This is a genomic window from Acetobacter sp., assembly GCF_047721705.1.
Taxonomy (GTDB): Bacteria; Pseudomonadota; Alphaproteobacteria; order Acetobacterales; family Acetobacteraceae; genus Acetobacter.
Map to the genome: position 1 here is coordinate 18,642 of NZ_JBDNXK010000009.1, position 26,901 is coordinate 45,542.

Annotated in this window: 22 protein-coding genes and 2 tRNA genes; 17 read left to right on the forward strand and 7 right to left on the reverse strand. The window is 59.3% G+C overall.

Annotation, left to right across the window (positions count from 1 at the left end; translation table 11 throughout):
* Position 1: 1 nt before the first annotated feature.
* The 7 genes from ABF824_RS02730 to ABF824_RS02760 all read right to left on the reverse strand — a co-directional run bounded on the left by ABF824_RS02730 (position 2) and on the right by ABF824_RS02760 (position 9,227).
* On the reverse strand, positions 2-751 hold the full coding sequence (locus ABF824_RS02730; RefSeq protein WP_415486300.1) for an electron transfer flavoprotein subunit beta/FixA family protein: 750 nt from the start codon (positions 749-751) through the stop codon (positions 2-4).
* Between the two features lie 112 nt (positions 752-863).
* Positions 864-2,495: an electron transfer flavoprotein-ubiquinone oxidoreductase gene (locus tag ABF824_RS02735; protein ID WP_415486301.1), complete on the reverse strand. Its 1,632-nt coding sequence runs from the start codon at positions 2,493-2,495 to the stop codon at positions 864-866.
* Between the two features lie 233 nt (positions 2,496-2,728).
* Positions 2,729-3,394 (reverse strand): 2OG-Fe(II) oxygenase, encoded by a 666-nt coding sequence (locus tag ABF824_RS02740; protein WP_415486303.1) that lies wholly within the window; start codon positions 3,392-3,394, stop codon positions 2,729-2,731.
* Positions 3,395-3,705: 311 nt separating this feature from the next.
* The gene (locus tag ABF824_RS02745; protein WP_415486304.1) at positions 3,706-4,941 is read right to left on the reverse strand and encodes a multidrug effflux MFS transporter; all 1,236 of its coding nucleotides are present in this window, start codon (positions 4,939-4,941) and stop codon (positions 3,706-3,708) included.
* A gap of 109 nt (positions 4,942-5,050) precedes the next feature.
* On the reverse strand, positions 5,051-6,409 hold the full coding sequence (locus ABF824_RS02750) for a class I SAM-dependent RNA methyltransferase (RefSeq protein ID WP_415486305.1): 1,359 nt from the start codon (positions 6,407-6,409) through the stop codon (positions 5,051-5,053).
* A complete protein-coding gene (locus ABF824_RS02755; RefSeq protein ID WP_415486306.1) occupies positions 6,393-8,552 on the reverse strand; it encodes a DEAD/DEAH box helicase in 2,160 nt (719 codons plus the stop codon). The genes ABF824_RS02750 and ABF824_RS02755 overlap by 17 nt, the downstream gene beginning before the upstream one ends.
* A gap of 225 nt (positions 8,553-8,777) precedes the next feature.
* Positions 8,778-9,227 (reverse strand): hypothetical protein, encoded by a 450-nt coding sequence (locus tag ABF824_RS02760; protein ID WP_415486332.1) that lies wholly within the window; start codon positions 9,225-9,227, stop codon positions 8,778-8,780.
* Between the two features lie 107 nt (positions 9,228-9,334).
* Between ABF824_RS02760 and ABF824_RS02765 the strand changes: the two genes are divergently transcribed.
* The 17 genes from ABF824_RS02765 (at position 9,335) to nuoI (ending at position 26,884) form a co-directional block, all read left to right on the forward strand.
* Positions 9,335-10,765: an NAD(P)H-hydrate dehydratase gene (locus ABF824_RS02765; protein WP_415486307.1), complete on the forward strand. Its 1,431-nt coding sequence runs from the start codon at positions 9,335-9,337 to the stop codon at positions 10,763-10,765.
* 122 nt (positions 10,766-10,887) lie between these two features.
* Positions 10,888-10,972: transfer RNA gene (locus ABF824_RS02770), tRNA-Leu, on the forward strand.
* Positions 10,973-11,088: 116 nt separating this feature from the next.
* The gene (tig, locus tag ABF824_RS02775) at positions 11,089-12,420 is read left to right on the forward strand and encodes a trigger factor (protein ID WP_415486308.1); all 1,332 of its coding nucleotides are present in this window, start codon (positions 11,089-11,091) and stop codon (positions 12,418-12,420) included.
* A gap of 217 nt (positions 12,421-12,637) precedes the next feature.
* Positions 12,638-13,276: an ATP-dependent Clp endopeptidase proteolytic subunit ClpP gene (gene clpP, locus ABF824_RS02780; protein WP_415486309.1), complete on the forward strand. Its 639-nt coding sequence runs from the start codon at positions 12,638-12,640 to the stop codon at positions 13,274-13,276.
* A 122-nt stretch (positions 13,277-13,398) separates the two neighbouring features.
* On the forward strand, positions 13,399-14,664 hold the full coding sequence (gene clpX, locus ABF824_RS02785) for an ATP-dependent Clp protease ATP-binding subunit ClpX (protein WP_415486310.1): 1,266 nt from the start codon (positions 13,399-13,401) through the stop codon (positions 14,662-14,664).
* A 244-nt stretch (positions 14,665-14,908) separates the two neighbouring features.
* Entirely contained in the window at positions 14,909-17,407 is a 2,499-nt protein-coding gene (lon, locus tag ABF824_RS02790) for an endopeptidase La (RefSeq protein WP_415486311.1), read from the forward strand.
* 152 nt (positions 17,408-17,559) lie between these two features.
* Positions 17,560-17,844: an HU family DNA-binding protein gene (locus tag ABF824_RS02795; RefSeq protein ID WP_415486313.1), complete on the forward strand. Its 285-nt coding sequence runs from the start codon at positions 17,560-17,562 to the stop codon at positions 17,842-17,844.
* Between the two features lie 122 nt (positions 17,845-17,966).
* Positions 17,967-18,041, forward strand: a tRNA-Val gene (locus ABF824_RS02800).
* A 363-nt stretch (positions 18,042-18,404) separates the two neighbouring features.
* Positions 18,405-18,770, forward strand: coding sequence for an NADH-quinone oxidoreductase subunit A (locus ABF824_RS02805; RefSeq protein WP_010668905.1), 366 nt, complete (start codon positions 18,405-18,407; stop codon positions 18,768-18,770).
* Positions 18,771-18,823: 53 nt separating this feature from the next.
* Positions 18,824-19,396: a NuoB/complex I 20 kDa subunit family protein gene (locus ABF824_RS02810; protein WP_010668904.1), complete on the forward strand. Its 573-nt coding sequence runs from the start codon at positions 18,824-18,826 to the stop codon at positions 19,394-19,396.
* Positions 19,389-20,045 carry an NADH-quinone oxidoreductase subunit C gene (locus ABF824_RS02815; protein ID WP_415486314.1) on the forward strand — a complete coding sequence of 219 codons (657 nt, stop codon included), beginning with the start codon at positions 19,389-19,391 and terminating at the stop codon, positions 20,043-20,045. The genes ABF824_RS02810 and ABF824_RS02815 overlap by 8 nt, the downstream gene beginning before the upstream one ends.
* 13 nt (positions 20,046-20,058) lie before the next feature.
* The gene (locus tag ABF824_RS02820) at positions 20,059-21,351 is read left to right on the forward strand and encodes an NADH-quinone oxidoreductase subunit D (RefSeq protein ID WP_415486315.1); all 1,293 of its coding nucleotides are present in this window, start codon (positions 20,059-20,061) and stop codon (positions 21,349-21,351) included.
* Positions 21,348-21,977, forward strand: a complete 630-nt coding sequence (locus ABF824_RS02825; RefSeq protein ID WP_415486316.1) for a complex I 24 kDa subunit family protein — start codon at positions 21,348-21,350, stop codon at positions 21,975-21,977. Before ABF824_RS02820 ends, ABF824_RS02825 begins: the two co-directional genes overlap by 4 nt.
* Positions 21,978-21,992: 15 nt before the next feature.
* Positions 21,993-23,327, forward strand: a complete 1,335-nt coding sequence (gene nuoF, locus ABF824_RS02830; protein WP_415486317.1) for an NADH-quinone oxidoreductase subunit NuoF — start codon at positions 21,993-21,995, stop codon at positions 23,325-23,327.
* A 5-nt stretch (positions 23,328-23,332) separates the two neighbouring features.
* Positions 23,333-25,369: an NADH-quinone oxidoreductase subunit NuoG gene (gene nuoG, locus ABF824_RS02835; RefSeq protein ID WP_415486318.1), complete on the forward strand. Its 2,037-nt coding sequence runs from the start codon at positions 23,333-23,335 to the stop codon at positions 25,367-25,369.
* A gap of 4 nt (positions 25,370-25,373) precedes the next feature.
* Positions 25,374-26,396 carry an NADH-quinone oxidoreductase subunit NuoH gene (gene nuoH / locus ABF824_RS02840; protein WP_415486319.1) on the forward strand — a complete coding sequence of 341 codons (1,023 nt, stop codon included), beginning with the start codon at positions 25,374-25,376 and terminating at the stop codon, positions 26,394-26,396.
* A complete protein-coding gene (gene nuoI / locus ABF824_RS02845; protein WP_415486320.1) occupies positions 26,396-26,884 on the forward strand; it encodes an NADH-quinone oxidoreductase subunit NuoI in 489 nt (162 codons plus the stop codon). Before nuoH ends, nuoI begins: the two co-directional genes overlap by 1 nt.
* The last annotated feature ends 17 nt before the right edge of the window (positions 26,885-26,901 follow it).

Below are 26,901 nucleotides of genomic sequence, written 5' to 3' on the forward strand. Positions count from 1 at the left end.
ATCAGATCACCTTCGCTTCGTTGCGCAGCTTCTCGACCAGTTCGGCCACCGAGCCGACCTGAACGCCAGCCTTGCGGCTCGGAGGTTCGGCCACGGAGACCGTCGTCAGGCGACGGGTCATGTCCACACCAAGATCAGCGGCCTGAAGCGTCTCAAGCGGCTTCTTCTTCGCCTTCATGATGTTCGGCAGTGAAGCGTAGCGTGGCTCGTTCAGACGCAGATCCGCCGTGACAATGGCCGGAACGGCGAGGGAGACTGTCTCCGTGCCGCCGTCGATCTCGCGCGTGACTTCCGCGCGACCATCGACGATCTCGACCTTGCTGGCGAAGGTGCCCTGACCCCAGCCGAGCAGACCGGCGAGCATCTGCCCCGTGGCGTTCATGTCGTCGTCAATGGCCTGCTTGCCAAGGAAGACGAGGTCCGGCTTCTCCTTCTCGACGATCGCCTTCAGCACCTTGGCGACAGCCAGCGGTTCCGGGCTTTCTTGGGAGAGGACGAGAATGGAGCGGTCAGCGCCCATCGCCATGGCCGTGCGAAGGGTGTCCTGCGCCTGCTGCACGCCGATCGACACGGCGATCACTTCGGTCGCGGAGCCTTTTTCGCGCAGACGGACGGCCTCTTCGACAGCGATTTCGTCGAAGGGGTTCATCGACATTTTCAGACCCGCCGTCTCAACACCGGTTCCGTCGGATTTGACGAGAACCTTGATGTTGTAATCGACGACGCGTTTCACCGGGACGAGAATCTTCATGGTGTCTCTTGCCTGTACCCGTTGGAGGTGGCGCGCGGACGCGGGCACGGAACCACGTCCGGCGATCGGGCCACCGGAATTGTCGGCTGCCTTAACGTACTATCGACCGAAATCACATACCCGCAGGGTAATTCGGACCGCCTGCACCCTCGGGTGTGCACCAGTCGATATTCTGCGTCGGGTCCTTGATATCGCACGTCTTGCAGTGGACGCAGTTCTGCGCGTTGATCACCAGCCGCGGATCGGTGTCCGTATCCGCTGCTTCATACACGCCCGCCGGGCAGTAACGGCTTTCGGGTGAACGGAACACATCCCAGTTTACCGTCTTCCACAGGCCCATATTGCGGACCTTCAGGTGAACCGGCTGGTCTTCCTCATGGTTGGTGTTCGACAGGAACACCGAGGAAAGCTTGTCGAAGGTGATCTTGTTGTCCGGCTTCGGATAGGCGATCGGCGTGCTGAGAGACGCCGGCTTCAGCGTCTCGTTGTCCGCATGCTTGAAGTGCAGTGTCCACGGCGCCTTGCCGCGCAGGACCATCGCGTCAAACCCGGCATACAGCGCGCCCAGCTTTGAGCCCCAACGCGCAAACGCCGGACGGACGTTGCGGGCGGATTTCAGCTCGTCATACAGCCAAGACCGGCGAACGAGGCTGGTGTACGTGGCCGGTTCCGCACGATCGGTCTTCAGCGCATCGATCACGGCTTCAGCAGCGAGCATGCCGGACTTCATGGCCGTGTGCGTGCCCTTGATCTTCGGCGTGTTGAGGAAGCCCGCCGAATCGCCAAGCAGTGCGCCACCGGGGAAGGTGAGGCGAGGGATCGACTGGAGGCCGCCTTCGGACAGCGCACGCGCGCCATAAATCAAACGGCGACCGCCTTCGAAATGCTTGCGGAAGACCGGATGCAGCTTCGTGCGCTGCATCTCGTCGAACGGCGACAACCACGTGTTCTCATAATCAAGACCCGTGACGAAGCCATAGGAGACGAGGTTCTCGCCGAAATGGTAGAGCCACGCGCCGCCATAGGTCTTGTCATCAAGCGGCCAGCCGAAGCTGTGCATGACCAGACCGGGACGGTGATTCTCGGCGGGAATTTCCCACACTTCCTTGATGCCAAGGCCGTAGGTCTGCGGATCGACGCCTTTGCGCAGGTTGTAGTGTTCCATCACCTGCTTGGTGAGGGAGCCACGGCAGCCTTCGGCGAACAGCGTGTATTTCGCCCGCAGTTCCATGCCGGGCTGATAGTTCGGGCCTTTCTCGCCGTCACGGGTGATGCCCATGTCGCCGGTCGCCACGCCCACCACGCGGTTCTTCTCGATCAGCACTTCCGCGCCCGCGAAGCCCGGATAGATCTCGACACCGAGTTCTTCCGCCTGCTCGGCCAGCCAGCGACAGACTTCACCGAGGCTCACGATATAGTTTCCGTGATTGGCGATATGCGGCATCACGCGGTCGAGCGCTGGAATTTTGAAGCCCTTGTTCTCGGTGAGGAAATACATTTCCTCCTCGGTTACAGGAGTCTTCAATGGAGCGCCGCGTTCCAGCCAGTCAGGCAGCAGTTCCTCAAGCGCACGCGGTTCGATGACGGCACCGGATACGATGTGCGCGCCAATCTCGCTGCCTTTTTCGATCAGGCAGACGGTCGCTTCGGGGTTCAGCTGGCGCAAGCGGATGGCTGCCGCCAGACCCGCCGGGCCGCCGCCCACGATGACGACATCAAATTCCATCGCCTCGCGTTCGCTCATTGATCCTCGTTCCTTGTCGTCCGTGTTTGAATGGCGAGGCCGCGCAAAACGGCGTTTTCTCGCAGGCTACGTTGTTTGAAATGACCGGGTAGGACGTTCGTTACAGTTTGCCAAGCTTTTGTGTCTGCACAGGAGCCACGTGCCGGTTCGTTTCGTGATGAGATGTGGCAGAAAAAACATCTGGAAAGACGGCCAGCAGACTATGGCACCGCCTTTCAGGGTTCGGTTCCGTCTCAGTGCGCCGGGCCGAACGCCAGTTCGTGCGTCGCGCGCCATGTGGAATCGACGAAATTGACGATCAGGCCGCGCCGCAATCCTTTGATGGGGCGCTTCTTGAAGCCGTGCCATGTGTCGTTACCCGGCACGAACAGCGTTCCCGTGTTGAAGCGACCGTTGCTGCGGACCACGGTTTCACCCTCCGCGTTCATCAGATCGGTGCCCCACTCCTCGGCATCTTCATGGATGGAGAGAGGGATGAGCAGCGTCAGTTTTTTCGCACCGATGTCCGTGTGCGGTTCCAGCCAGAAGCCATCTGTGTCCAGACTCACTTCAAGCCGCAATGCCGTATGGTCAAGGCTGGTGCCGCAGAGGTCTTCCACGGCCCTGCGCCCTTCCGGGCTATCGAACATCTGCGCCATCACATCAAGCCGGGCATCCCGCGCCCGCGCCTCCGGCTCGACGAACACGCGCGAAGCGTTGCGCGTTTCACGGCGACCTCCCGTATCACCTGCGACCGCTTCTTCTCCGAACTGCCATGCGACCAGCGCGTCGCAGGCGTCCTGCGGGAGGACATTTGCCAGCGTCCAGTGACGGAAAGGAACGGTCGAACTGCGGGCTGTGTCCAGCGCGGTGCGCAGTCCCGCAATTGCGGTTTCACAGGCTGTCGGGTCTGATGCCAAAATGGAGATCCGTGTGTTGTGTAACTCTGGGGCTAATTTCTATCTGCTATATTTGGAAGGCGGAAGCAGACTTTCAACGCAGGATTATGTCACCCGGTTCCTGCATCCATAAACGTGAGAAAGTTTTGTAGCACGGCGGACGGTGAGCGCGAAGCCAGAGAGTTTGTTGACGGGTGCAGACGCCTGAAGGTGCAAGCAGCCTTTGTAAAGAGCCGCTATTCGCAATGTCACGGATTCCCGTGATGGAAAGTTCACGCCCCTAAATAAGTCCAATGTTCTATTGGATGGCAGGGAAAGACGTTTTCCTGCTTTCAAACATCAATTGTCTGACGTTTGTAGAGAGGGTTCTCCGCAACAAGCATCATCAGGGCGCCCAGAGACATGACGGCGGCGGTCGGAATCAGGGATTCGGTTGGCATGAAACCCATGATGACTCCGCTGACAGCACCGAGGCTGAACTGCATTGTTCCCAGCAGTGCCGAGGCGCTTCCCGCGTGAGCGCCGTGATGGTGAAACGCCAGCACGGTGGCGTTGGCGCCGATAAAGCCGAGTGATCCCGACATGAACACGATCAGCAGCACCACCAGAAGAGGTGTCTGGACGGTCGCGACATGCGTGACAGTGAGAGCGACATTCAATGCCCCAGCAAATGCGCACCACGCGATGCCGAAACGCAGCAGGGTTTCGATGGAAAAGCGGTGTGTCAGACGGCCACTGATCTGTGTGCAGAGAATGAAAGTAGCGGCATTCACGCCAAAGAAAAGCGCGAACTCGCTGGGTGAAAAACCAAGGAGGTGCTCGAATACCACTGGCGCGCCGCCAAGATAGGCGAACATCACGAAGCTGGAGGCGCTGGCGATGAACGCATTGCGCAGAAAGTGGGGCTCACGGACGATGTGCAGATAACGGGAAAGAATCGCGGAAGGCGGCAACGCGATGCGGCGGGCAAGAGGCAGTGTTTCCGGCAGACCGAACCAGACGGCGGCGATGCCTGCTAGTCCATAGATCACAGCCAACCAGAAAATTTCACGCCATGTGGCGACAGCCAGAATCAGGCCACCGATCGATGGAGCTAGAATAGGCATCACGCCAAAGACCAGCGTGAGTTGCGTCATGATGCGCGCCCCTTCCTTGCCGGTCGCTACGTCGCGGATCATGGCTCGGGGGATGACGGCGCACGTCGAGCCACCGAGAGCGGCAAGAAAACGGAAGAGGCAGAAAAGACGGTAATCGGTCGTGATGGCGCAGCCTATGGACGCCAGCGTATAGATCAGCAGACCTGTCATCAGGGGGCCACGGCGGCCGAACCGGTCTGAAAGCGGACCGGTGGAAAACTGCCCGATTGCAAGCCCGATGAACCATGTCGCCAGCGTGAACTGCGCGGAGCCGGGGCCGCCTCCGAGATCGACATCCAGAAGCGGGAAGGCGGGCAGATACATGTCGGTAGAGAGGGGACCGATGCCGGTAATCAATCCCAGCAGTGTCACGAGGTAAAATGGAACGTGGCCGCTTGCCTGCATCGTCTCCACTGAAAGCTTGCGCGACATGATTCCGGCCCCGTCAAAAAGGAGCAGTGGCTATGCCTTTTTCAGGAGGCGTTTGTCCATGTCCGCAGGCGACCGACGGTCTCGCCATGAACGCATGGCGCTGCCAGTGTTACCGCCGGCGACTCTGTTTGCGGGAAAAGCGACACACGATTTCCGTTTCGGCTGACCACAGGAACTGATCGATCACAGTGATGGCATCGACCGTATAGCCAGCCTGCAACAGGAGCGCCGTATCACGGAACAGGATGCGTGGATTGCAGCTGACGTAGATGATCGTTTCGGGTTTGCCGTCGAGAATCTGCGTCATCTGTAGACCCGCGCCTGCGTGTGGCGGGTCCAGCACGACGGCAAAGGCAGAGGCAAGTTCCTTCGCTTCGACTGGTTGGCGATTGAGATCACGCAGATGGGCCGAAACACGCAGGCCAGCCGTGGCTTTCGCCAATGCAGCGACCGCTCCCGGGTGACCTTCAAAAGCCTCCACGCGCGCATGCGTGGCAAGCGGCACAGTTAGCGTGCCGCAACCCGCATACAGCTCCACAATCTTGGCTTTGCGACCGGGAGAAGAGGGGAGCGCGGCAAGCATGGCGTCACGGATCGCTGCCTCACCTTCGCGCGTGGCCTGCAGAAAGGCACCGGGCGGCGGTTCGATGCTGACGTCTCCAAAGACAATGGCAGGAGTCGTCAGGCGAACAAGCGTCTCAGGTGCTGTTATTGCGCCCTTGGCATTCCATGCCAGACGGGGAATGCCGTGATCCCGGCAGAAATCCGCCAGCTTTGTTCGATCTGCCGTGGAGGGCTCGCGATCGGAGACGAGCAGCAGGTCAGGGCCTGTGTCGAGCAGATTGATGACAAGATCGGCCTCGCGGCGCAGCAGGTCCAGCCGACCAAGCATGAGTCGCAGGGCGGGCAATAACGCAACGATGGTGGGATGTAGCAGGTGACATTCAGTCAGATCGATCACGTCTCCACCCCGGCGGTGCAGCCCGAGAACAATCCCGTCATGTGCGCGGCGCACTGCCAAATCGGCACGTCGCCGCGATGCGGGAGGCGTCTGGAATGCTTGGATGGGCGGAAGGTCAGTGACGCCCGCTTTGCGGAATCCTGAGGCTGTTTCCGTTTTCTTCCAGTCCAGAATCCATGCGGGATCAATATGCTGGAGTGAGCAGCCACCACAGATGCCGAACAGGGCGCAGGGAGGTTTTACGCGCTCAGGTGCGGCGACAGTAACGTCTGCCAGCCTGGCCCGATTGCGATCGGTGAAAGCGGCGACAACTTCATCGCCGGGCGCTGTATAGGGAATGAAGACGGGAGAGGAGGACGCGTCACCGTCGATGCGTCGTGCAATACCGTCTCCACTGCTACCCAACGCCTCGACCCTGTAGAGGTGGGGCGTTGGATCAATGGTTGTGGCAGCAGCGGTAGACTGCCGAGGACGAGAGCGTCGCCCCCGATCAGGCGTCCGCGCCATCCTCGGCCACGATGTCGATTTTGGGTGTAACCCGCTTCGGCAGTTTCATGAAGGCAGGCACATCCGCGCCAAATCCGACCACGCTTTCTGCCGGGGCATCCGCGATTTCTGAACCACGATTGCGGCGATCATCACGACGCCGGTCACGCTCGCGCGGAGCGGGACGATCCTCGCGCTCTGGCGACGCCGCCTTTTCCGGGGCTTTGCGTGGACGTTCGTCGGTCCGAGATTGATTTGTCTGGGCTGTATCGCGCTCACGATCCTGTCCCCGACCACCGCGTTTGCGTTTTTTGCTGCGGTTTTCACGGGCATCATCTTCGCTGGCCCACTCAAGCTGCTTCACATCTTCCAGTTCAAGAAGAGGAATCGTCTTGCCGGTCAGTTTTTCGATGGCTTCAGCCAGCTTGTGCTCGTACGGCGTGGCAAGACTGTAAGCCCGGCCTTCCTTGCCCGCGCGTCCGGTGCGTCCGATACGATGGACATAATCTTCCGCATGGAAAGGCAGGTCGAAGTTGAAGACATGCGACAGGCCGCCAATATCGATGCCACGCGCAGCAACATCAGAGCAGACCAGAAGCTTCAGCTCGCCCGATTTGAACTTTTCGAGCGTCTGGAAGCGCACTGACTGCGGCAGATCACCATGCAGAGCGCCAGCCGAGAAACCGTGCTTTTGCAAGGACTTGAGCAGCACATCCACATCGCGCTTGCGATTGCAGAAGATGATGGCGTTCTGCACATTCTCCGCACGCAGCAGCTTGCGGAGCGTCTTGCGCTTGTCGTCCTCGTCCACAATCACGAGGCCGGTTTCGATCGTTGTCGCCACCGTCGAAGGGCGGCTGACCGTGATCTCTTTCGGCATCGTCAGGAAGGCATCTGCAAGACGACGGATTTCCGGCGCCATTGTTGCAGAGAAGAAAAGTGTCTGACGATTGGCGGGCAGAAGACTGGCGATCCGTTCGATATCGGGAATAAAGCCCATATCGAGCATACGGTCGGCTTCATCGATCACCAGCACGCGGGTCTGGGTGAGCAGCAGTCCACCGCGCTCGAACAGATCGATCAGGCGACCCGGCGTGGCGATGAGAACATCGACGCCCTTGTTTAGCACTTCCTTCTGATCCGCCATGCTTTCGCCACCGATAAGCAGCGCATGGGTCAGGCGGAGATGCTTGCCGTAATTGACGAAGTTTTCGGCAACCTGCAGAGCCAGTTCGCGAGTCGGCTCAAGGATGAGCGAACGCGGCATACGGGCGCGGGCGCGGGAACCGGAAAGAATCTCCAGCATCGGCAGCGTGAAGGATGCGGTCTTGCCGGTGCCGGTCTGGGCGACGCCCAGCACATCCTGTCCATGCAGCACGGCAGGGATGGCCTGCGCCTGAATGGGAGTCGGATGGACGTAGCCCATTTCCGAGACGGCACGCAGGATAGGCTCGGACAGTCCGAGATCCGCGAAGGTAATCTTGTCGGTTTCTTCTTCTTCTGGCGCAGGTTTCTCAGCAACAACAGGAACGGATACTGTTTCCGATAACGCCGCGACAGGTTCGGGTTCGACAACGCCACCCATTGCTCCGCCAACATGCAGCGGATGGGCTTCGGCATCTTCCACGACAGTTTCAGTAACTTCCGCGACTTCGGATTTCTTCGTCCTGCGGCGCGTAGGCTTCTTTGCAGGCGCTACGGGTGTCTCGGTCGTCTTTGCTACTGTAGCCTTGCGGGCGCGCGTCTTTTTCACAGGAGCCGGAGCGTCTTCCGTCGTAACGGTTTCTGCCGCTGGCGCTTCTGCTTCAGCCTGCGGCTCCTTGGCGACCGCTTTTCTGCGTGTGGTCGCGCGGCGCGGCTTCTTTTCTACGGTTTCCGCTTCAGCGACGGCTTCAAAGGGTGCTTCTGTCGCTTCCGCTTCAACAGCCACTTTCTTTTTGCGTGGCGCGCGCTTCGGCTTCTCTTCTGTCACGGCTGGAGTCTCCGCGCTTTTGGCGCGGCGGGGAGAAGCACGCTTCGCAACAGGCTTTTCCGTAATCTCCTCAGCAGATGCGGCGGTTTCTTTCGTTACCGCTTCTTCTGTAGGGCCTGCCTTGCGGGCACGGGTACGGGGAGCTGCCTTGCGGGGCTTTTTCTCGGTCGTTTCGGAAGTTTTGGGGCTCAAGTCGCTCTCAGAATTAGATCGGCTGCCGCGGGGGGCGTGGGCGCACGGATCGGGCCAAGAAAGCCCGGGTGCTTGTCGGTAGGCCGTCCGGCGCCAAAAATCAAGCACCCTCGGTTTTGTTCCTGCATCTGCGGTTCATATTTTAAACAACAGGAGCGCAGGCTCATCGGGCCAAGGACGGGCGCGTCGTCAGCGCCCGGTATTTCGTGTGCAGTTTATGAAATTTCAGAGACCATGTCCCATCGAGGCGCACAGGATGGTCAGCATGCCGCAGGCAATGACACCGAGCATCAGAGTGCGGATGGAATCAAAGGTTTCCTGTTTGGGACGAATCGCACGGCGCGCTGTCTGGTAAGGGCCATAGAACACCCGCAGAAACAGACCAGCCATGATAACGCCGAGAAGCTGCATCACATTCGTTGTCCACGGCATGACGGCAAAGCCGCCTTCATGCAGGATCATGATCCAGCCGGTAATCAGCACTGTCGGCATGACATGCCAGACGACGCGCAGAAAGCGTTTGAGCGTGAGAAGATGCACGGAGCTGCGTTGGGCCTTGTCCAGCAGGGTCAGGCTGGGGCGCAGGACGGCGACAGCGTAGGTGGCGCCGCCGACCCAGACTGCCATCCCGGCGATATGCAGCGTCAGGACGAGGCTCCAGAGAATGTGCGGCATGCGAACTCCATCAGGCTGAGGCATTTCAAGATCGTATGGTGTGTCGCCAATCATGTCGCCGAACGCAAGCATATGCATTGCGCGGATTGGCGCAGGAGGAGAAAGTAATGACCTCTTACAAAGAAAGGCTTGTCCTTCCTTCTTCGCAGGAGATGGGCCGTATCGATAATGCGGCTTCCCGCTCCGTGCCGGTTTCGGCGCTGATGGAAAACGCCGGAAGGGCGGTCGCGCGTGCGGTGCGGCAATTCACAAAACCGTGTCGTGTGCTTGTTCTGTGTGGGCCGGGCAATAATGGCGGCGACGGTTATGTGGCGGCGCGTCATCTGGCGAATGCAGGCTGGCCTGTCACGGTTGCCGCATTGGCGGCGCCACGTGCCGGTGGTGACGCGGCACAGGCCGCAGCGCGCTTTCGTGGGCCGCGCGTTCCGTTCACGCCGGAGGAGGCGGCGCGAGTCGATCTGGTGATTGACGCCGTCTTTGGCGCTGGTCTCAGCCGGGATATCGAAGAGCCTGTTCCTTCCGTGCTGGCCGTCGCCAAGCGGATTGTGGCCATAGACATGCCCACAGGTATTGATGGCAGCACCGGCCAGATACGGGGTAGCGCACGAAAAGCTGATCTCACCGTCACATTCTTTCGCGCCAAGCCCGGTCATCTTCTGCTTCCCGGTCGCATGTATCTCGGACAGTTCGAGGTGCGTGACATCGGCATGCCTGAATCGGTGCTGGAAGAGGTGGCGATCCGCACATGGCAGAATGAGCCGGGTTTGTGGAAGCTCCCCGTCCTTGGGTTGGAATCGCACAAATACTCGCGCGGTGTCGTCAGCCTGTGCGCTGGCGAGGCGATGCCCGGCGCAGCGCGACTTGCCGCCGCCGCCGCCCGGCGAACGGGGGCTGGGCTGGTGCGCATAGCGGCTGGAGAGGCTGCTCCGGCCTTTCGCCTAGGGGAGCCGGGACTCATTATTGATGAGCAGCCTTTGTCAGAACTGCTTGAAGACGAGCGCCGTCGGACGTGGATCTGCGGACCCGGCCTTCTGCCGGAAGAGGTGGAAAAGACCTTCCCGCAGCTTGTGGCTGCTGGGCGGCAGGTTCTGGCTGATGCGGGTGCATTCTCATGGGCTGCCGATGCACCGGAACGTCTGAAAGGCGCTGCGGTCATCACCCCGCATGGGGGTGAGTTCAAGCGGGTCTTTGGTGCGCCGGGCTCTGATGTGATTGCAGCCGTCCGTGCGGCTGCGCAGCGGATAGAGGCGGTTGTGGTGCTGAAAGGCGCGACGACACTCGTGGCAGCGCCAGATGGTCGGGTTGCGATCAATACGCATGCCACCTCCGCGCTGGGCACGGCAGGGTCGGGCGATACGCTGACGGGTATCATCGCCGCATTGCTGGCCGCGGGTATGGAGCCGTGGGATGCCGCGTGCGCGGGTGTGTGGCTCCATGGTGAAGCGGGTTTGCAGGCCGGTCCCTGGCTGGTCGCGGAAGATCTCGATGCTCACCTCGGCGCGGCGCGGGAAAAGGCGACACGCTTGCAGCAGGAGTAGCCAATCGGAAGAGGTGTTAGGCTTCCCAATATGTGGGAAAGTGGGATCAGGTACCTTGCCGTCTCCTGTGGACTGCGGTAATCCGGCGCCCTCGGCGTTTCGGGTTGCGCTGAACATGCCACGCGGGTGTGGTGGAATTGGTAGACACGCCAGATTTAGGTTCTGGTGGCGAGAGCCGTGGGGGTTCAAGTCCCTCCACCCGTACCAACTGCCGTTTTGCGGCAGTGTGTTGCATCCCGTTCTGTTTGCCGAAATGGATTTCTGGCGGCCTTTTGAGGCCGTCATGTGTTTGACGAGTTCGTACGAGAGGATGGCCTGGGCATATGCAGGTTACTGAGACGCTTTCCGAAGGCCTGAAGCACGCCTTCACCGTGGTCGTTCCGTCGGCCGAACTCGAGAAGAAGGAGGAGGCCCGCCTCAAGGAAGTCGCGGCTGCCGCCAATCTTCCGGGCTTCCGTCCGGGCAAGGTGCCGCTTTCGGTTATCCGTCAGCGTTATGGCCAGTCCGTAAAGGGCGAAGTCCTTGAGCAGGCCGTTAACGACTCCCTACGTGACCTCTTTCAGGAGCGCGATCTGCGTCCGGCGCAGCAGCCCAAGGTTGATGTCGTTTCCGGTGGTGATGGCAAGGGCGATCTCGAATTAAAGGTCGAGACGGAAGTGCTGCCTGAAATCAAGGAGCCGGACCTGTCCGATCTGTCGCTGGTACGTCTGAAGTCGACACCGGATGCAGAGACGGTCGACAAGGCTCTGAACGATATCGCCAAGCGTCAGCGCGAGTTCGTGACGATTGAGGAAGTTCGCCCGGCCGCGAAGGGTGACGTTCTGGTCGTTGACTTCCTCGGCAAGCAGGATGGCGTGCCGTTCGAAGGTGGCACGGCTGAAGACATCAATGTCGAGATCGGCGGCGAAGGCTTCATTCCGGGCTTTGCCGAGCAGATCGAAGGTATGAAGCCGGGCGAAGAAAAGGTCATTACGGTGACTTTCCCGGAAGATTACGGTGCGACGGAGCTTGCCGGCAAGGAAGCGACGTTCGACATCAAGGCGAAAGAGCTGAAGCAGCCGGTTGAAGCCGAACTGAACGATGATCTCGCCAAGAAGATCGGTTTCGAGAACCTCGACAAGATTCGTGAGCTCATCACGAAGCAGGTCGAGAACGAATACGAGCAGCTTTCCCGCCTCCGTCTTAAGCGCGACCTGCTCGACAAGCTGGCTGAAAAGACCGACTTCCCGGCTCCGGAGAGCATGGTCGAGGCCGAGTTCGGGCAGATCTGGGCGCGTGTCGAAGCTGACCGCAAGTCTGGTGAGCTTGACGAGGAAGACAAGGGCAAGGACGAAGAGACGCTGAAGGCGGACTATCGCAAGATCGCCGAGCGTCGCGTGAAGCTGGGTCTTCTGCTTGCCGAGATCGGTCGCGCGAAGGGCATCACGGTCACGCAGGACGAAATGGCCCGCGCCATTCGTGCGGAAGCCATGCGCTACCGTGGTCAGGAGCAGGCTGTGTTCGACTTCTTCACGAAGAACCCGCAGGCCGCCGAGTCTCTCCGTGGTCCGATCTTCGAGAACAAGGTGATCGATTACATCATCGAGCTCGCGAAGGTTGAGGACAAGGAAGTGACGCCGGAAGAACTGTCGGATATGCCTCCTGCTAATGTCTGATAGAATCCTCCAGCCTGCTGGATAGATGTTTTGCGGCACTTTCTCCTGTGACGGGAGGAAGTGCCGCTTGTCTGTTTGGCGACGGGCAGGATTTTCTCGGTGGACGGGGTGGCGCTGGCGCTGATTATCTCTATCTTAAACGAAACACGCCTTTTTCAGGGCTGGTCCGTTCCTTGGGCGGGCAAGAACAAACGGCCTACAAGTCGGGAATGATGTGATGCGGGATTCGAACCCTGTCGAGATTTACAACAATGCTCTTGTGCCGATGGTGGTCGAGCAGACTTCCCGCGGCGAACGGGCGTTCGATATCTATTCACGCCTGCTGCAGGAACGCATCATCTTCCTGACGGGCCCGGTTTACGATCAGGTCGCTTCCGTGATTTCGGCGCAGCTTCTCTATCTGGAGAGCGTGAACCCGAACAAGGAAATCTCGTTCTACATCAACAGCCCCGGTGGCGTGGTGTCGGCAGGTCTCGCGATCTACGACACGATGCAGTACATCCGCAGCCCCGTCAGCACGGTGTGCATCGGGCAGGCGGCTTCCATGGGGTCGCTGCTGCTGGCCGGTGGTGCTGCGGGCAAGCGTTACGCGCTGCCGAATGCGCGCGTGATGGTGCATCAGCCTTCCGGCGGCGCGCAGGGGCAGGCGAGCGATATCGAGATTCAGGCGCGTGAGATTCTGACGATTCGTCAGCGGCTGAACGAAATCTATCGTGAGCATACAGGGCAGTCGCTCGAGCAGATCGAGCAGAAGCTGGAACGCGATAGCTACATGTCGGCCGAAGAAGCAAAATCCTTCGGAATCGTCGATGAAGTGATCAAGCAGCATGCGTCCCGCACGCAGGAGAAGGTGTAAGTCTTGGTGTGCGGGTTGCCTGACTGTCACTTGATGCATCTTTCCGGTCCGGCTACGATTTTTAATTTGACTGGCGAAGAAGCTGGTTGGTCCGTTGAGGGGCCGAGATTAGGGGACTGCAGATGAACGCAAAGTCCGGCGATTCCAAGAACACGCTGTATTGCTCGTTCTGCGGAAAATCGCAGCACGAGGTCCGCAAGCTGATCGCGGGACCAACCGTCTTCATCTGTGATGAATGCGTCGAACTCTGCATGGATATCATCCGTGAGGAGCACAAGACCGCGCTGGTGAAATCCCGCGATGGCGTGCCGACTCCGAAAGAGATCTGCAAGATTCTCGACGATTACGTGATTGGCCAGTTCGACGCGAAGAAGGTTCTGTCGGTTGCGGTGCACAATCACTACAAGCGGCTGGCCTATTCGCAGAAGAACAGCGATGTCGAGATTTCCAAGTCGAACATCCTGCTGGTTGGCCCGACAGGTTCGGGCAAGACGCTTCTCGCCCAGACACTGGCGCGCATCATTGATGTGCCGTTCACCATGGCCGACGCCACCACCCTGACAGAAGCGGGCTATGTCGGTGAGGATGTTGAGAACATCATCCTCAAGCTGTTGCAGGCAGCCGACTACAATGTCGAAAAGGCTCAGCGCGGCATCGTCTATATCGATGAAATCGACAAGATTTCCCGCAAGTCGGACAATCCGTCGATTACGCGTGATGTCAGCGGCGAAGGTGTGCAGCAGGCATTGCTGAAACTGATGGAAGGGACGGTTGCGTCTGTTCCTCCGCAGGGCGGTCGCAAGCATCCGCAGCAGGAATTCCTGCAGGTGGACACGACCAACATGCTCTTCATCTGCGGCGGCGCATTCGCCGGGCTGGAGAAGGTCATTTCCGCGCGGGGTAAGGGTTCTGGAATCGGTTTCGGCGCGGATGTGCAGGCGCCGGAAGATCGTCGGACGGGTGAGATCCTCAAGCAGGTTGAGCCTGAAGATCTCATCAAGTTTGGTCTGATTCCGGAGTTCATCGGACGTCTGCCAGTGGTGGCGACGCTCGACGATCTGGACGAGACCGCGCTGGTGCAGATCCTGTCGGAGCCGAAGAATGCTCTGGTGAAGCAGTATGCCAAGCTCTTCCAGATGGAAAATGTGAAGCTGACTTTCACGGACGATGCTCTGAAGGCAATCGCGCATCGCGCTATCGAGCGTAAGACCGGCGCGCGTGGCCTGCGGTCTATTCTGGAAAGCATCCTGCTTACGACGATGTTTGAATTGCCCGGCCTTGAAAATGTCGAGGAAGTCGTGGTGAACAAGGATGTGGCGGAAGGAAAAGCTTCCCCCGTGTTCGTATACGGCAAAGGGCATGGTCAGCCTGCGGAGCAGTCGGCCTGAGCACCGTCAGACAGAAAAGCGGTAACTGGTCCGTTTTCAGCACAAGAGGTCTGCGCTTTATCACGCAGACCTCTTGTCGCGCCGAAAATCGTGCCGATATTCATTTGTATCAACGACCTCTTCCCATCCAGTCGGATCAGACTGAAGACGGAAGACATCTCCGCCCATTGCCGGGGCGGGAGAGCGATGCGTGTGCCATGAATGGGTGCGTATCGCCGGATCGTCCATTCAGGAGGACGGCAGCATGACAGACAATACGAAAAAAACACCGACACCACGCCGCCGGCGTACCAAGACTGCCGCAACAGATGTTGCGGCGCCAAAGACAAAGAGCGCGTCCAAGAAAGCGACTCCTGTTGTCTCGGAGCGGGTGGCTGTTCTGCCTTTGCGGGATATCGTCGTTTTCCCGCATATGATCGTGCCGCTTTTCGTGGGGCGCGAGAAATCCGTGAAGGCGCTCGAATCCGTCACCAAGGATGACAAGAAAATCCTGCTGGTGGCTCAGAAAGAAGCAACCGTGGATGATCCGGGTGCGGACGATATCTATCGTTTCGGCACGATCTCCACAATTCTACAGCTTCTGAAACTGCCCGACGGCACAGTGAAAGTGCTGGTGGAGGGTGGCCAGCGTGCCCGCGTTCTGGCGCTGCATGACATTGATGGTCATTTTGAAGCTGATGTAGAGCTCGTCGCAGAAACGCGGGACGAAACGGAAGAGACCGAGGCGCTGGCGCGTGCGGTGGTGGGTCAGTTCGAGCAGTATGTGAAGCTCAACAAGAAGATCGCCGGGGAAGTTCTGGTTTCACTCGGCCAGATCAGCGATCTGTCAAAGCTCGCGGACACTATCGCCAGTCATCTGAATCTCAAGATTTCCGAGAAGCAGGAAATTCTGGAGCTGCCAACGGTCACGAAGCAGCTTGAGAAGATCCTTGCGCACATGGAAGCCGAAATCGGCGTTCTGCAGGTGGAAAAGCGCATCCGTAGCCGCGTGAAGCGGCAGATGGAAAAGACGCAGCGCGAGTACTATCTGAACGAGCAGCTGAAGGCGATCCAGAAGGAGCTTGGCGAGGGCGAGGACGGTAAGGATGAGACCGCCGAGATCGAAGAAAAGATCGTCAAAACCAAGCTGAGTAAGGAAGCGCGGGAAAAGGCTGTCGCTGAGCTCAAGAAGCTACGCGGTATGAGCCCGATGTCCGCCGAATCGACGGTGGTGCGCAACTACCTCGACTGGCTTCTGGGTGTGCCCTGGAAAAAGACGACCAAGGTGAAGAATGACCTCGACGCGGCCGAAAAGGTGCTCGACGAGGACCATTACGCTCTGGAGAAGGTCAAGGAGCGTATTCTTGAGTATCTCGCAGTTCAGAGCCGTTCAAAGAAGGTGAAGGGACCGATCCTCTGCCTTGTCGGGCCTCCGGGCGTTGGTAAGACCACGTTGGCGCGCGCCATCGCCAAGGCGACGGGGCGGCATTATGTCCGCATGTCCCTTGGTGGTGTGCGGGACGAATCCGAGATTCGCGGTCATCGCCGGACCTATATCGGGGCGATGCCGGGCAAGATCATTCAGGGCATGAAGAAGGCGAAGGTTTCCAACCCGCTCTTCCTGCTTGATGAGATCGACAAACTCGGTTCGGACTGGCGCGGCGATCCGGCGTCGGCATTGCTCGAAGTGCTGGATCCGGAGCAGAACGCTAGCTTCTCGGATCATTATCTCGAGGTCGATTACGACCTGTCGGATGTGATGTTCGTCACCACGGCGAACAGTCTCAACATGCCCCAGCCTCTGCTGGATCGCATGGAGATCATCCGTCTCTCCGGTTACACGGAAGATGAGAAGCTCAACATCGCGAAACGGCATCTGATCACGAAGCAGGGGGAGGCTCACAACCTCAAGCCTGAAGAGTGGTCGATCTCGGATGCTGCGGTGATGGATCTGATCCGTTTCTACACGCGGGAATCTGGCGTTCGTAATCTTGAGCGCGAGATTGCCAATGTAGCCCGTAAAGCGGTGAAGGAAATCGTCACCGGTAAGGCGAAGAAGGTGGCGGTGACTGAGAAAAATCTCGGCAAATTCGCTGGCGTGCGGCGTTTCTCGCACGGCGAGACCGAGGCCGTGGATATGGTCGGTGTTGTTACAGGTCTGGCCTGGACGGAAGTCGGCGGCGAGATTCTGACGATCGAAAGCGTGATGGTGCCGGGTAAGGGTAACGTCAAACAGACTGGTAAGCTGGGCGACGTCATGCAGGAGAGTGTGTCTGCTGCCCTGTCCTATGTCCGCAGCCGTGCGACGACTTTCGGCATCTCTCCGACACTGTTCGAGAAGCGCGATATCCACGTTCACGTGCCGGAAGGGGCGACTCCGAAGGATGGGCCATCGGCGGGTATCGCCATGGCGACATCGCTGGTCAGCGTTTTGACGGGGATCCCCGTGCGGCGCGATGTGGCCATGACAGGGGAGATAACCCTGCGTGGTCGTGTCCTTCCCATCGGTGGCCTGAAGGAAAAGCTCCTTGCTGCGCTTCGGGCCGGGATCAAGACGGTGTTCCTGCCGAAGGACAACGAAAAGGATATCGTGGAACTTCCTGATTCCGTGAAGAAAAATCTGGAGCTGATCCCGGTTTCTCACGTGGATGAGGTCATCGACCGCGCTCTGGTCAGCGTGCCGCAGCCTATTCAGTGGCAGGATGAGGCAGAGCCGATGACGCCGATTGCTGCGTCTGAGACATCAGCCGCGGTTGCCCACTGAAAAAGGGCTTGACGATGGGGATGAGCAATTTTTGCTTGTCCCCGGTCGTTTGTGCCTGCTTGACGTGGCGAAAAACGGCTTCATAGTGCGCCCCGGAATGTCTCCGACAACACTATGTTGTAAGCGAGACGAGAACATGGAAAGGCGTATGTATGGACAAGCCGCTTAACAAGCAGGAACTCGTGTCTGTCGTTGCGGATGACGTTGACCTGCCCAAGGCGAAGGCTGCCGAAGTGGTTGATGCCGTTTTCTCAGCTATTGAGAAGGCTCTCAAGAACGGGCAGGAAGTCCGGCTTGTTGGCTTCGGTTCATTCGTGACGGCTCATCGCAAGGCGACCAAGGGTCGTAACCCGCGTACGGGCGAAGAGATCGACATTCCGGCTTCCACGTCTGTCCGCTTCAAGCCGGGCAAGACGCTGAAAGACGCTGTCAGCTAAAGCTGCACACAGGCGGATTGTTTGACGGGCGGGACGGAAACGTTCCGCCCGTTTTTCGTTTAGAGCACATTAGGGCTTTTAAGCGCTTGATTGATCTGATTGGTTCGTCTAATCACTGCGGCGGGCGATTAGCTTAGCGGTAGAGCATCTCGTTTACACCGAGAGGGTCGGCGGTTCGATCCCGTCATCGCCCACCATTTTCCTGAAAATTCTGTTTTTTTAGATATAAGCGCGTGAGGTTTCTCTTTCACGCCAGCTGTCATGCTGTGGACGAATGTCTTGCGGCATGTTTGATGTTTATGTCTGTATTTTAATGTATATAGATAGGGGCCTGAAGCATCGCGCTCCGAAAGGAATGTGGTTCTGGCAAGGCTTTAGTGGGGTGAAATTCAGTGGGATGAATTCTGTTCATCATGCTGAACCCCTCACGGGAAAGTTTCTGAGTTGCTCCGGTATGAGGGTGGCCACGTGGACATTCCGGGCATAGTTTGGCCGCATTATCTTTCGGTTCGGGCCACAAGGCGCGGATGTGGAAACGGAAAATCATTACGGAGGGCGTCATGCCGTCGGTGATCAACGATTATCTGCCGGTTCTTATTTTCGGCATCCTCGCCGTGGTGATCGCGGGAGCCATGCTCGGCGCCTCCCTCGTCTGTGGGCATCAGAAGCCTTACGCGGAAAAACTGACGGCCTACGAATGTGGCTTTGAGGCGTTCGATGATGCGCGTCGCCGGTTTGATGTTCGTTTCTATCTCGTTTCGATTCTGTTTATCATCTTCGACTTGGAAGTGGCCTTCCTGTTCCCATGGGCGGTGAGCCTGTCGCGGATCGGGTTCTATGGCTTTCTGTCGATGATGGGCTTTCTCGGCGTGCTGGGAATCGGCTTCCTTTATGAGTGGCGCAAAGGCGCGCTGGACTGGGATTGATCTGTGGTGCTGACGGGCGTTGCTGTGACGGCAGTGAAGGTGGAGAACGCGCAATGAGCGGTGACAATGCAGTTGGCTCGGACGCCAATATCGTCTGGAACCGTGACGCGGTTCCGGCAGGTCCGGAGCAGGACGCCATCGTGCGCGGCATCACGGGCGAAATCAGCGAGAAGGGTTTTGTCGTCGCGAGTCTCGACAAGCTCGTGAACTGGGGGCGTACCGGAAGTCTCTGGCCGATGACATTCGGTCTGGCCTGCTGCGCTGTCGAAATGATTCATGCTTATATGCCTCGTTACGATCTCGACCGGATGGGCATCATTCCGCGTGGTTCGCCGCGTCAGTCCGACGTAATGATCGTCGCTGGCACCCTCACCAACAAGATGGCTCCGGCCCTGCGTCGTGTTTACGACCAGATGGCTGAGCCCCGCTGGGTGATCTCGATGGGCTCCTGCGCGAATGGCGGTGGCTACTACCATTATTCCTATTCGGTCGTGCGCGGCTGTGACCGTGTCGTGCCGGTCGATGTCTATGTGCCGGGTTGTCCGCCGACGGCCGAGGCGCTGATCTACGGCATCATGCTGCTGCAAAAGAAAATCCGTCGGACAGGGACGATTCTCCGTGGCTGATCAATCCACTGCACCCGTCGCCAGAGGCAATTCCTGTCTCTCTTTTCTCGCCTTTACGCTTTCCACGTCTCTGCCGGGCATCTCGTCCGCCGCCATCGAGGGCGGGGAACTGGTGGTGCGGGCGGATCGTGAGCGTCTGATCCCGCTGATGATGCTTCTGCGTGATGATCCACGGTTTCGGTTCGAACAGCTTATGGATCTGTGTGGGGTTGATTTCCCTCAACGTCCAGAACGCTTCGATGTGGTCTACAATCTCCTGTCCGTGAGCCTGAACCAGCGTGTCAGGGTGATCGTGACGACGGATGAGCTGACACCGGTCGCTTCCGTGCATCAGATCTGGCCCTGTGCCACATGGTGGGAGCGCGAGTGTTACGACATGTATGGCGTGCTGTTCTCAGGTCAGCCGGACCTCCGTCGTATCCTCAGCGACTACGGATTTGAGGGGCATCCGCTCCGTAAGGACTTCCCTCTGACCGGTTACACGGAGGTTCGCTACGATCCGGAACGTCGTCAGATCGTGCGCGAACCGGTCACATTGACGCAGGATTTCCGCGACTTCGATTTCGTGTCGCCTTGGGAGGGCGTTCTGACGCTGCCGGGTGACGAGCGGGCGCATGAACTGCGCCAGATCATGAAAAAGATACAGTGACAGGAGCCGGAGCATGACAGAGGCCCTGAAACAGGACGAAAACCTTCTCGGTCTGCATGACAGTCTTGGGGAAGGTCCGCTGCCCGAGGCTCTGCTGCCGGAGCCGGTAGCAGAGGAGGAAGTGGAGCGTCGGACCGTCGAAATCGACAGTCACGCGCTGAATTTCGGTCCGCAGCATCCGTCAGCCCACGGCGTTCTGCGTCTTGTGCTGGAGATGGAAGGTGAGGTTGTAGCGCGTGCTGTGCCCCACATCGGTCTGCTGCATCGCGGCACGGAAAAGCTGATCGAATACAAGACCTATCCCAAGGCGCTGCCGTATTTTGATCGGCTCGATTACGCGTCTCCGATGTGCGAAGAGCACGCTTTCGCGCTGGCGACCGAAAAGTTGCTCGGCATTGAAGCGCCGGATCGCGCCAAGTGGATTCGTGTCATCTTCGCGGAAATCACCCGCATTCTGAACCATATCCTCAACCTGACGGCGATGGGGCTGGATTGCGGCGCAGTGACACCGGCCCTCTGGGGCTATGAAGAGCGCGAAAAGCTGCTTGAGTTTCATGAGGCGGTTTCCGGCGCGCGTTTCCATGCCAATTACTTCCGTCCCGGCGGTGTCGCGCGCGACATGCCTGCTGGTATGGAAGAGAAAATCGCAGCATGGGCCGAAGAGTTCCCGGCTTGGATCGATGATCTCGAAAGCTTGTTGACGGAAAATCGTATCTGGAAGCAGCGCACGGTCGGGATCGGCGTGTTCACCAGCGAACAGGCGCTTGCTTGGGGCTGGAGCGGGCCGTGTCTGCGTGGTTCCGGTGTGCCGTGGGATCTGCGTCGCTCCCAGCCGTATGACAATTACGACAAGGTCGATTTCGAAATTCCCGTGGCACGGCATGGCGATTGTTATGATCGCTACCTCGTCCGCGTGGCCGAAATGCGCGAGAGCGTGAAGATCATCAAGCAGAGTTTGGCGCAGATCAAACCCGGTGCGATCAAGGTGCAGGACCCCAAATTCTCACCGCCACCACGTGCCGAGATGAAGCGGTCGATGGAAGCGCTGATCCATCACTTCAAGCTGTTTACCGAGAGTTATCATGTGCCGCCCGGCGCGACCTATACGGCGGTCGAAACGCCAAAGGGTGAATTCGGCGTCTATCTCGTGGCTGACGGCAGCAACCGTCCGTATCGTTGCAAGATCAGACCAACAGGTTTCGCGCATCTTCAGGCGATTGATGAGCTCTCTCGACGAGGCATGCTAGCTGACGCCGTGGCGATCATCGGCTCGCTAGATCTCGTCTTTGGTGAGGTGGACCGATGAGCACTGTCACAAACGTGCAGCCTGATCACTTCGAATTTGATGAGATCAGCGAAGGCGAAATCGCGACGATCCTCGCCAAATATCCGGCGGAGCGGAAGGCGAGCGGGGCTCTGCCGCTGCTCTATGTCGCGCAGAACCAGATGAAGCGTCAGACTGGCAGCGCCTGGGTGCCGACCGTGGCAATGGATGCTGTGGCTGAAAGGCTGGAAGTGGCTCCGATCCGTATCTACGAGGTCGCGACCTTCTACTTCATGTTCAACACCAAGCCGATCGGTAAGTATCACCTTCAGGTCTGCACGACGACATCCTGCTGGCTGCGTGGCTCCGATGATGTGCTGTCTGCCTGCAAGAAAGCGACGGGCATCCATAATATAGGCGAGACCAGCGAGGACGGACTGTTCACACTGAGTGAGGTCGAGTGTCTTGGGGCGTGCTCCAATGCGCCGATCCTTCAAGTGGATAATGACTTTTTCGAAGACCTCGACGGCCCGCGCACGGAAGCGCTGATTGAGGCGCTGAAGCGCGGTGAATACCCGGAGCCGGGGCCGACCAACGGGCGGCACGCTTCGGAGCCGGAGGGTGGCCGTCGGGTGCTGCTCGAAGAGACCGGTTCCGGTCAGGGTTGAGGGAGATCTGCGACGATGCTGAGCGATAAGGACCGGATCTACACCAACCTGTATGGCCAGAATGACTGGCGACTGGCTGGCGCCCGTGCCCGTGGTGACTGGAACGACACGAAGGCCATTCTTGACAAAGGTCGTGACTGGATCGTCAGCGAGATGAAGGCGTCCGGCCTGCGTGGTCGCGGGGGTGCTGGCTTCCCGACAGGCGTGAAGTGGTCCTTCATGCCAAAAGGTGATGGACCGGCGCCGCGTTACCTTGTCATCAATGGCGATGAGTCCGAGCCGGGCACCTGCAAGGATCGTGAGATCCTGCGTCATGAGCCGCACAAACTGATCGAAAGCGCGCTGATCGCCTCTTTCGCGATGGGAGCGCATGCGTCCTACATCTATGTGCGCGGCGAATTCTATAACGAAGCGCGTCATCTCCAGATCGCCATCAATGAAGCGTATGAAGCCGGTCTACTTGGCAAGAACGCTGCTGGCACGGGTTGGGATTTCGACTTCTATCTGCATCGCGGCGCAGGCGCTTACATCTGCGGTGAGGAAACGGCCCTGCTGGAAAGCCTCGAAGGCAAGAAGGGCCAGCCGCGCATGAAGCCGCCGTTCCCGGCTGGCGCGGGGCTGTATGGCTGCCCGACGACGGTGAACAATGTTGAGTCGATCGCCTCGGCGTCCACGATCCTGCGACGTGGGGCAGCATGGTTCTCCGGCCTTGGTCGTCCGAACAACGCGGGCACCAAGCTGATGGCCATTTCCGGCCATGTGAATACGCCGTGCGTGTTCGAGGAAGAGCTCGGCGTGCCGATGAAGGAAATCATCGAGAAGCACGGTGGCGGCGTTCGCGGCGGATGGGACAACCTGCTGGCGGTCATTCCGGGCGGCTGCTCGGTGCCGCTGCTGCCAAAGGACATCTGCGAGACGGTGCTGATGGATTATGACAGTCTGCGGGCGGAGCGATCCGGTCTCGGCACGGGTTGCATGATTGTCATGGACAAGTCCACGGACATCATCAGGGCGATCGCCCGGTTCTCGCAGTTCTTCAAGCATGAAAGCTGCGGCCAGTGCACGCCATGCCGAGAGGGCACCGGCTGGATGATGCGCGTCATGAACCGCATGGTCGAAGGGCGCGCCGAGATCGAGGAAATCGACATGCTGGAGCAGGTCACACGACAGGTCGAAGGTCACACGATCTGCGCGCTTGGTGATGCGGCGGCATGGCCCATTCAGGGACTGATCCGGCATTTTCGGCCGCTCATGGAAGAACGTATTCGCGACTACAAGCGGCAGCATGGCGGCTCCCAGCAGGTGCAAGTGCCTGCGGGAATGCCCGCAGCAGCGATTGCGGCGGAGTAAGGCTGATGGTCAGAGTCATTGTTGACGGCACGCCGGTCGATGTCGCTCCCGGTTCCTCAGCACTTCAGGCGTGCGAGGCGGCGGGCAAGGAAATTCCGCGCTTCTGCTATCATGAGCGCCTGTCGGTCGCGGGCAACTGCCGTATGTGCCTCGTCGAGGTCGCGCGCGCTCCGAAGCCGGTCGCCTCGTGTGGTTTCCCTGTAAACGAGGGGATGCAGATCTTCACGGACACGGAAACGGTCCGCAAGGCGCGTCGTGCGGTGATGGAGTTTCTCCTCATCAATCACCCGCTCGACTGCCCGATCTGCGATCAGGGCGGCGAGTGCGATCTACAGGATCAGGCGTACGGCTACGGCAGCGGCATTTCCCGCTATCATGAGGAAAAGCGCGCCGTCACCGACAAGAATCTCGGCCCGCTGGTGAAAACCGTGATGACGCGTTGCATCCAGTGCACGCGCTGCGTCCGTTTCAGCGCGGAAGTGGCGGGCACGCCGGAACTGGGTGGTATCTCGCGCGGTGAGAACCTTGAGATCACCACCTATGTCGAAAAGGCGCTGACTTCGGAACTGTCCGGCAACCTGATCGACATCTGCCCGGTTGGCGCGCTGACCTCCAAGCCGGGCGCTTTTCAGGCCCGTCCGTGGGAACTGCGGAAGACCGACGCCATCGACGTGATGGATGCGGTCGGCACCAATATCCAGATTCAGGCGCGTGGCGGCGAGGTGAAGCGCATCGTTCCCCGCGTGAATGACGAGGTGAATGAGGAATGGCTGTCCGATAAGGGTCGTTTCTCCGTCGATGGTCTGAAGCGTCGCCGTCTGGATCGTCCATGGGTGCGGGTGCATGGCAAGCTGCATCCGGCAAGCTGGCAGGATGCTTTTGTCGCCATCGCCAAGCGGCTTGAGGGCGTGCAGGGCAGCCGGATCGGCGCGATTGTCGGCGATCTGTGTGACGCCGAAAGCATCATGGCGCTGCGTGATCTGATGTGGTCGCTCGGTTCGCTCAATCTCGACTGTCGTCAGGATGGCGCGAAATACGATCTGTCGGAGCGTTCGCGTTACACATTCGCCAGCGGTATCGTCGGCATTGACGAGGCGGACGCGATCCTCGTTGTCGGGGCCAATCCGCGTCTGGATGCGCCGGTCCTGAACGCCCGTATCCGCAAGCGCTATCTGTCACTGGGACGTGGTGGTCTGCCGATTGGTGTCATCGGCACGCTGACCGCAGACCCGACATGGGCTTACGAAGATCTGGGTAGTAATCCGGTCTCGGTGAACGGTCTGTTGAGTGGCAATGTCGACTTTGTCGAAAAGCTGAAGGCCGCGAAGAAGCCGATGATCATCGTCGGGCAGGAAGCGCTGACCCGTGAGGATTCCGGCGCCATTCTGGAAGCCTGTCGTGCTCTGGCGGAATCCGTTGGTGCGCTGAAAGACGACTGGAACGGTCTGAACATTCTTCACACCGCAGCCTCGCGTGTTGCGGCTCTGGACCTCGGGTTCGTGCCGCGCAAGGGTGGCCGCAGCCTGCGCGGGATGCTGAGCGGTGGGGTGGATGTGCTGTGGCTGCTTGGTGCAGACGAGTTCTCCGTGAATGCCATTAGTCCGGAAACATTTGTGATCTATCAGGGACATCATGGCGATGCGGGCGCTGCCCGTGCGGACGTGATTCTGCCCGGTTCGGCCTACACTGAGAAGTCCGGCACATGGGTCAACACGGAAGGTCGCATCCAGCGCAGCTTCCAGGCTGTGTTCCCGCCGGGTGAGGCGAAGGAAGACTGGAAGATCATCCGCGCTGCTTCGGAAGTGCTGGGTGCGAAGCTGCCTTACGACACGATCGAGGCGCTGCGTGAGCGGCTTCAACTCGGCGTGTCCGCTGCGGCAGGAGAAGTGGCGGACGAGCCGGGCGCGGACGCTATCGAGGCGAAGCCGCTGCTGGCGTCCTCCCGGAGTTATTACCTGACAAACCCGATCAGCCGGTCCAGTCCGACCATGGTCGAGTGCGCGGAAGTCTACGCACCGAGCGTGGCTGTAGCGGCGGAGTAGGAACGTGGCTGACTTTTTCTTCCATACGCTTGCTGGCCAGCTCATTCTCATGGTGCTGGAGACACTGGCGGTTCTCGTGCCGCTGCTGATCGGCGTGGCATACCTGACGCTCATGGAGCGCAAGGTGATGGCGGCGATGCAGTTGCGTCGTGGTCCGAACGTGAACGGCATCTTCGGTCTGCTTCAGGCTTTCGCCGACGCGATCAAGATGATCACCAAGGAAACGATCATCCCCGCCGGGGCCAACCGTTTCCTGTTCCTGTTCGCACCGTTCCTGACTTTCTCACTAGCCATGACGGCGTGGGCGGTCATCCCGACAGGTAACGGACTGGCGGTCGCCAACATCAATGTGGGTATTCTCTACCTGCTGGCGATCTCCTCGCTTGGCGTTTACGGCATGCTCATCGCGGGCTGGGCGTCGAACTCGAAATACGCCTTCCTCGGCAGCCTTCGTTCCGCCGCGCAGATGGTCTCCTACGAAGTGTCCATCGGTCTGGTGATCGTCTCCGTGCTACTGGCGGTAGGAAGCCTGAACCTCAACGACATCGTGCTGGCGCAGCGACATATCTGGTTCTGCGTGCCGATGTTCCCGATGTTCATCCTGTTCTTCATCTCGGCGCTGGCCGAGACGAACCGCGCGCCCTTCGATCTTCCCGAAGGCGAGAGTGAGCTCGTGGCGGGTTTCTTCGTCGAATATTCCTCGCTCTCCTTCGGTCTCTTCTTCCTTGGCGAATATGCCAACATGATCCTCATGTCCGGCATGGTCAGCATCCTGTTTCTTGGTGGCTGGCTGCCGCCGCTCGGCATCGCGCCGCTGACATGGATCCCGGGTCCGCTCTGGCTGATCGCCAAGATACTGTTCTGTCTTTTCGTCTTTATCTGGACACGCGCAACGTTCCCCCGTTTCCGTTATGACCAGCTCATGCGTCTTGGCTGGAAAGTATTCCTGCCGTTCTCGCTGCTCTGGATGATCGCGACCGCCGGGTTCCTGCTTGCGACGGGTCTTCTGCCGCAGGGAGTAAGCTGATGGCTGGCATGGATCGTGCGCTGAAGGCTTTTCTGCTGACCGAGATCATCTCCGGCATGGCCTCGACATTCAAGACGATGTTCAAGCCGAAAGTCACCATCAACTATCCTTATGAAAAGGGGCCGCTTTCCCCACGTTTCCGTGGTGAGCACGCGCTGCGTCGTTATCCCAACGGCGAGGAACGGTGCATCGCCTGCAAGCTGTGCGAGGCGACCTGTCCGGCGGAGGCGATCACCATCGAGGCCGAGCCGCGTGACGATGGTTCCCGCCGCACCACGCGCTACGACATCGACATGACGAAGTGCATCTATTGCGGCCTCTGCGAGGAAGCCTGCCCGGTAGATGCGATTGTCGAGGGACCGAACTACGAGTTCGCCACGGAGACTCGTGAAGAGCTCATGTACAACAAGGAAAAGCTGCTCTCGAACGGCGACCGCTGGGAGAGCGTGCTGGCACGGAGGCTCGAGCTTGATGCGCCTTATCGCTGATCGGCCAACTGCCGTGT

What these genes read in the sequence shown, in the direction of transcription:
- ABF824_RS02730 (WP_415486300.1), bottom strand. Translation starts at nt 751, where the DNA reads ATGAAGATTCTCGTCCCGGTGAAACGCGTCGTCGATTACAACATCAAG.
- ABF824_RS02735 (WP_415486301.1), bottom strand. Translation starts at nt 2,495, where the DNA reads ATGAGCGAACGCGAGGCGATGGAATTTGATGTCGTCATCGTGGGCGGC.
- ABF824_RS02745 (WP_415486304.1), bottom strand. Translation starts at nt 4,941, where the DNA reads ATGTCGCGCAAGCTTTCAGTGGAGACGATGCAGGCAAGCGGCCACGTT.
- ABF824_RS02750 (WP_415486305.1), bottom strand. Translation starts at nt 6,409, where the DNA reads ATGGCGCGGACGCCTGATCGGGGGCGACGCTCTCGTCCTCGGCAGTCT.
- ABF824_RS02760 (WP_415486332.1), bottom strand. Translation starts at nt 9,227, where the DNA reads ATGCCGCACATTCTCTGGAGCCTCGTCCTGACGCTGCATATCGCCGGG.
- ABF824_RS02765 (WP_415486307.1), top strand. Translation starts at nt 9,335, where the DNA reads ATGACCTCTTACAAAGAAAGGCTTGTCCTTCCTTCTTCGCAGGAGATG.
- tig (WP_415486308.1), top strand. Translation starts at nt 11,089, where the DNA reads ATGCAGGTTACTGAGACGCTTTCCGAAGGCCTGAAGCACGCCTTCACC.
- clpP (WP_415486309.1), top strand. Translation starts at nt 12,638, where the DNA reads ATGCGGGATTCGAACCCTGTCGAGATTTACAACAATGCTCTTGTGCCG.
- clpX (WP_415486310.1), top strand. Translation starts at nt 13,399, where the DNA reads ATGAACGCAAAGTCCGGCGATTCCAAGAACACGCTGTATTGCTCGTTC.
- lon (WP_415486311.1), top strand. Translation starts at nt 14,909, where the DNA reads ATGACAGACAATACGAAAAAAACACCGACACCACGCCGCCGGCGTACC.
- ABF824_RS02795 (WP_415486313.1), top strand. Translation starts at nt 17,560, where the DNA reads ATGGACAAGCCGCTTAACAAGCAGGAACTCGTGTCTGTCGTTGCGGAT.
- ABF824_RS02805 (WP_010668905.1), top strand. Translation starts at nt 18,405, where the DNA reads ATGCCGTCGGTGATCAACGATTATCTGCCGGTTCTTATTTTCGGCATC.
- ABF824_RS02810 (WP_010668904.1), top strand. Translation starts at nt 18,824, where the DNA reads ATGAGCGGTGACAATGCAGTTGGCTCGGACGCCAATATCGTCTGGAAC.
- ABF824_RS02820 (WP_415486315.1), top strand. Translation starts at nt 20,059, where the DNA reads ATGACAGAGGCCCTGAAACAGGACGAAAACCTTCTCGGTCTGCATGAC.
- ABF824_RS02825 (WP_415486316.1), top strand. Translation starts at nt 21,348, where the DNA reads ATGAGCACTGTCACAAACGTGCAGCCTGATCACTTCGAATTTGATGAG.
- nuoF (WP_415486317.1), top strand. Translation starts at nt 21,993, where the DNA reads ATGCTGAGCGATAAGGACCGGATCTACACCAACCTGTATGGCCAGAAT.
- nuoG (WP_415486318.1), top strand. Translation starts at nt 23,333, where the DNA reads ATGGTCAGAGTCATTGTTGACGGCACGCCGGTCGATGTCGCTCCCGGT.
- nuoI (WP_415486320.1), top strand. Translation starts at nt 26,396, where the DNA reads ATGGCTGGCATGGATCGTGCGCTGAAGGCTTTTCTGCTGACCGAGATC.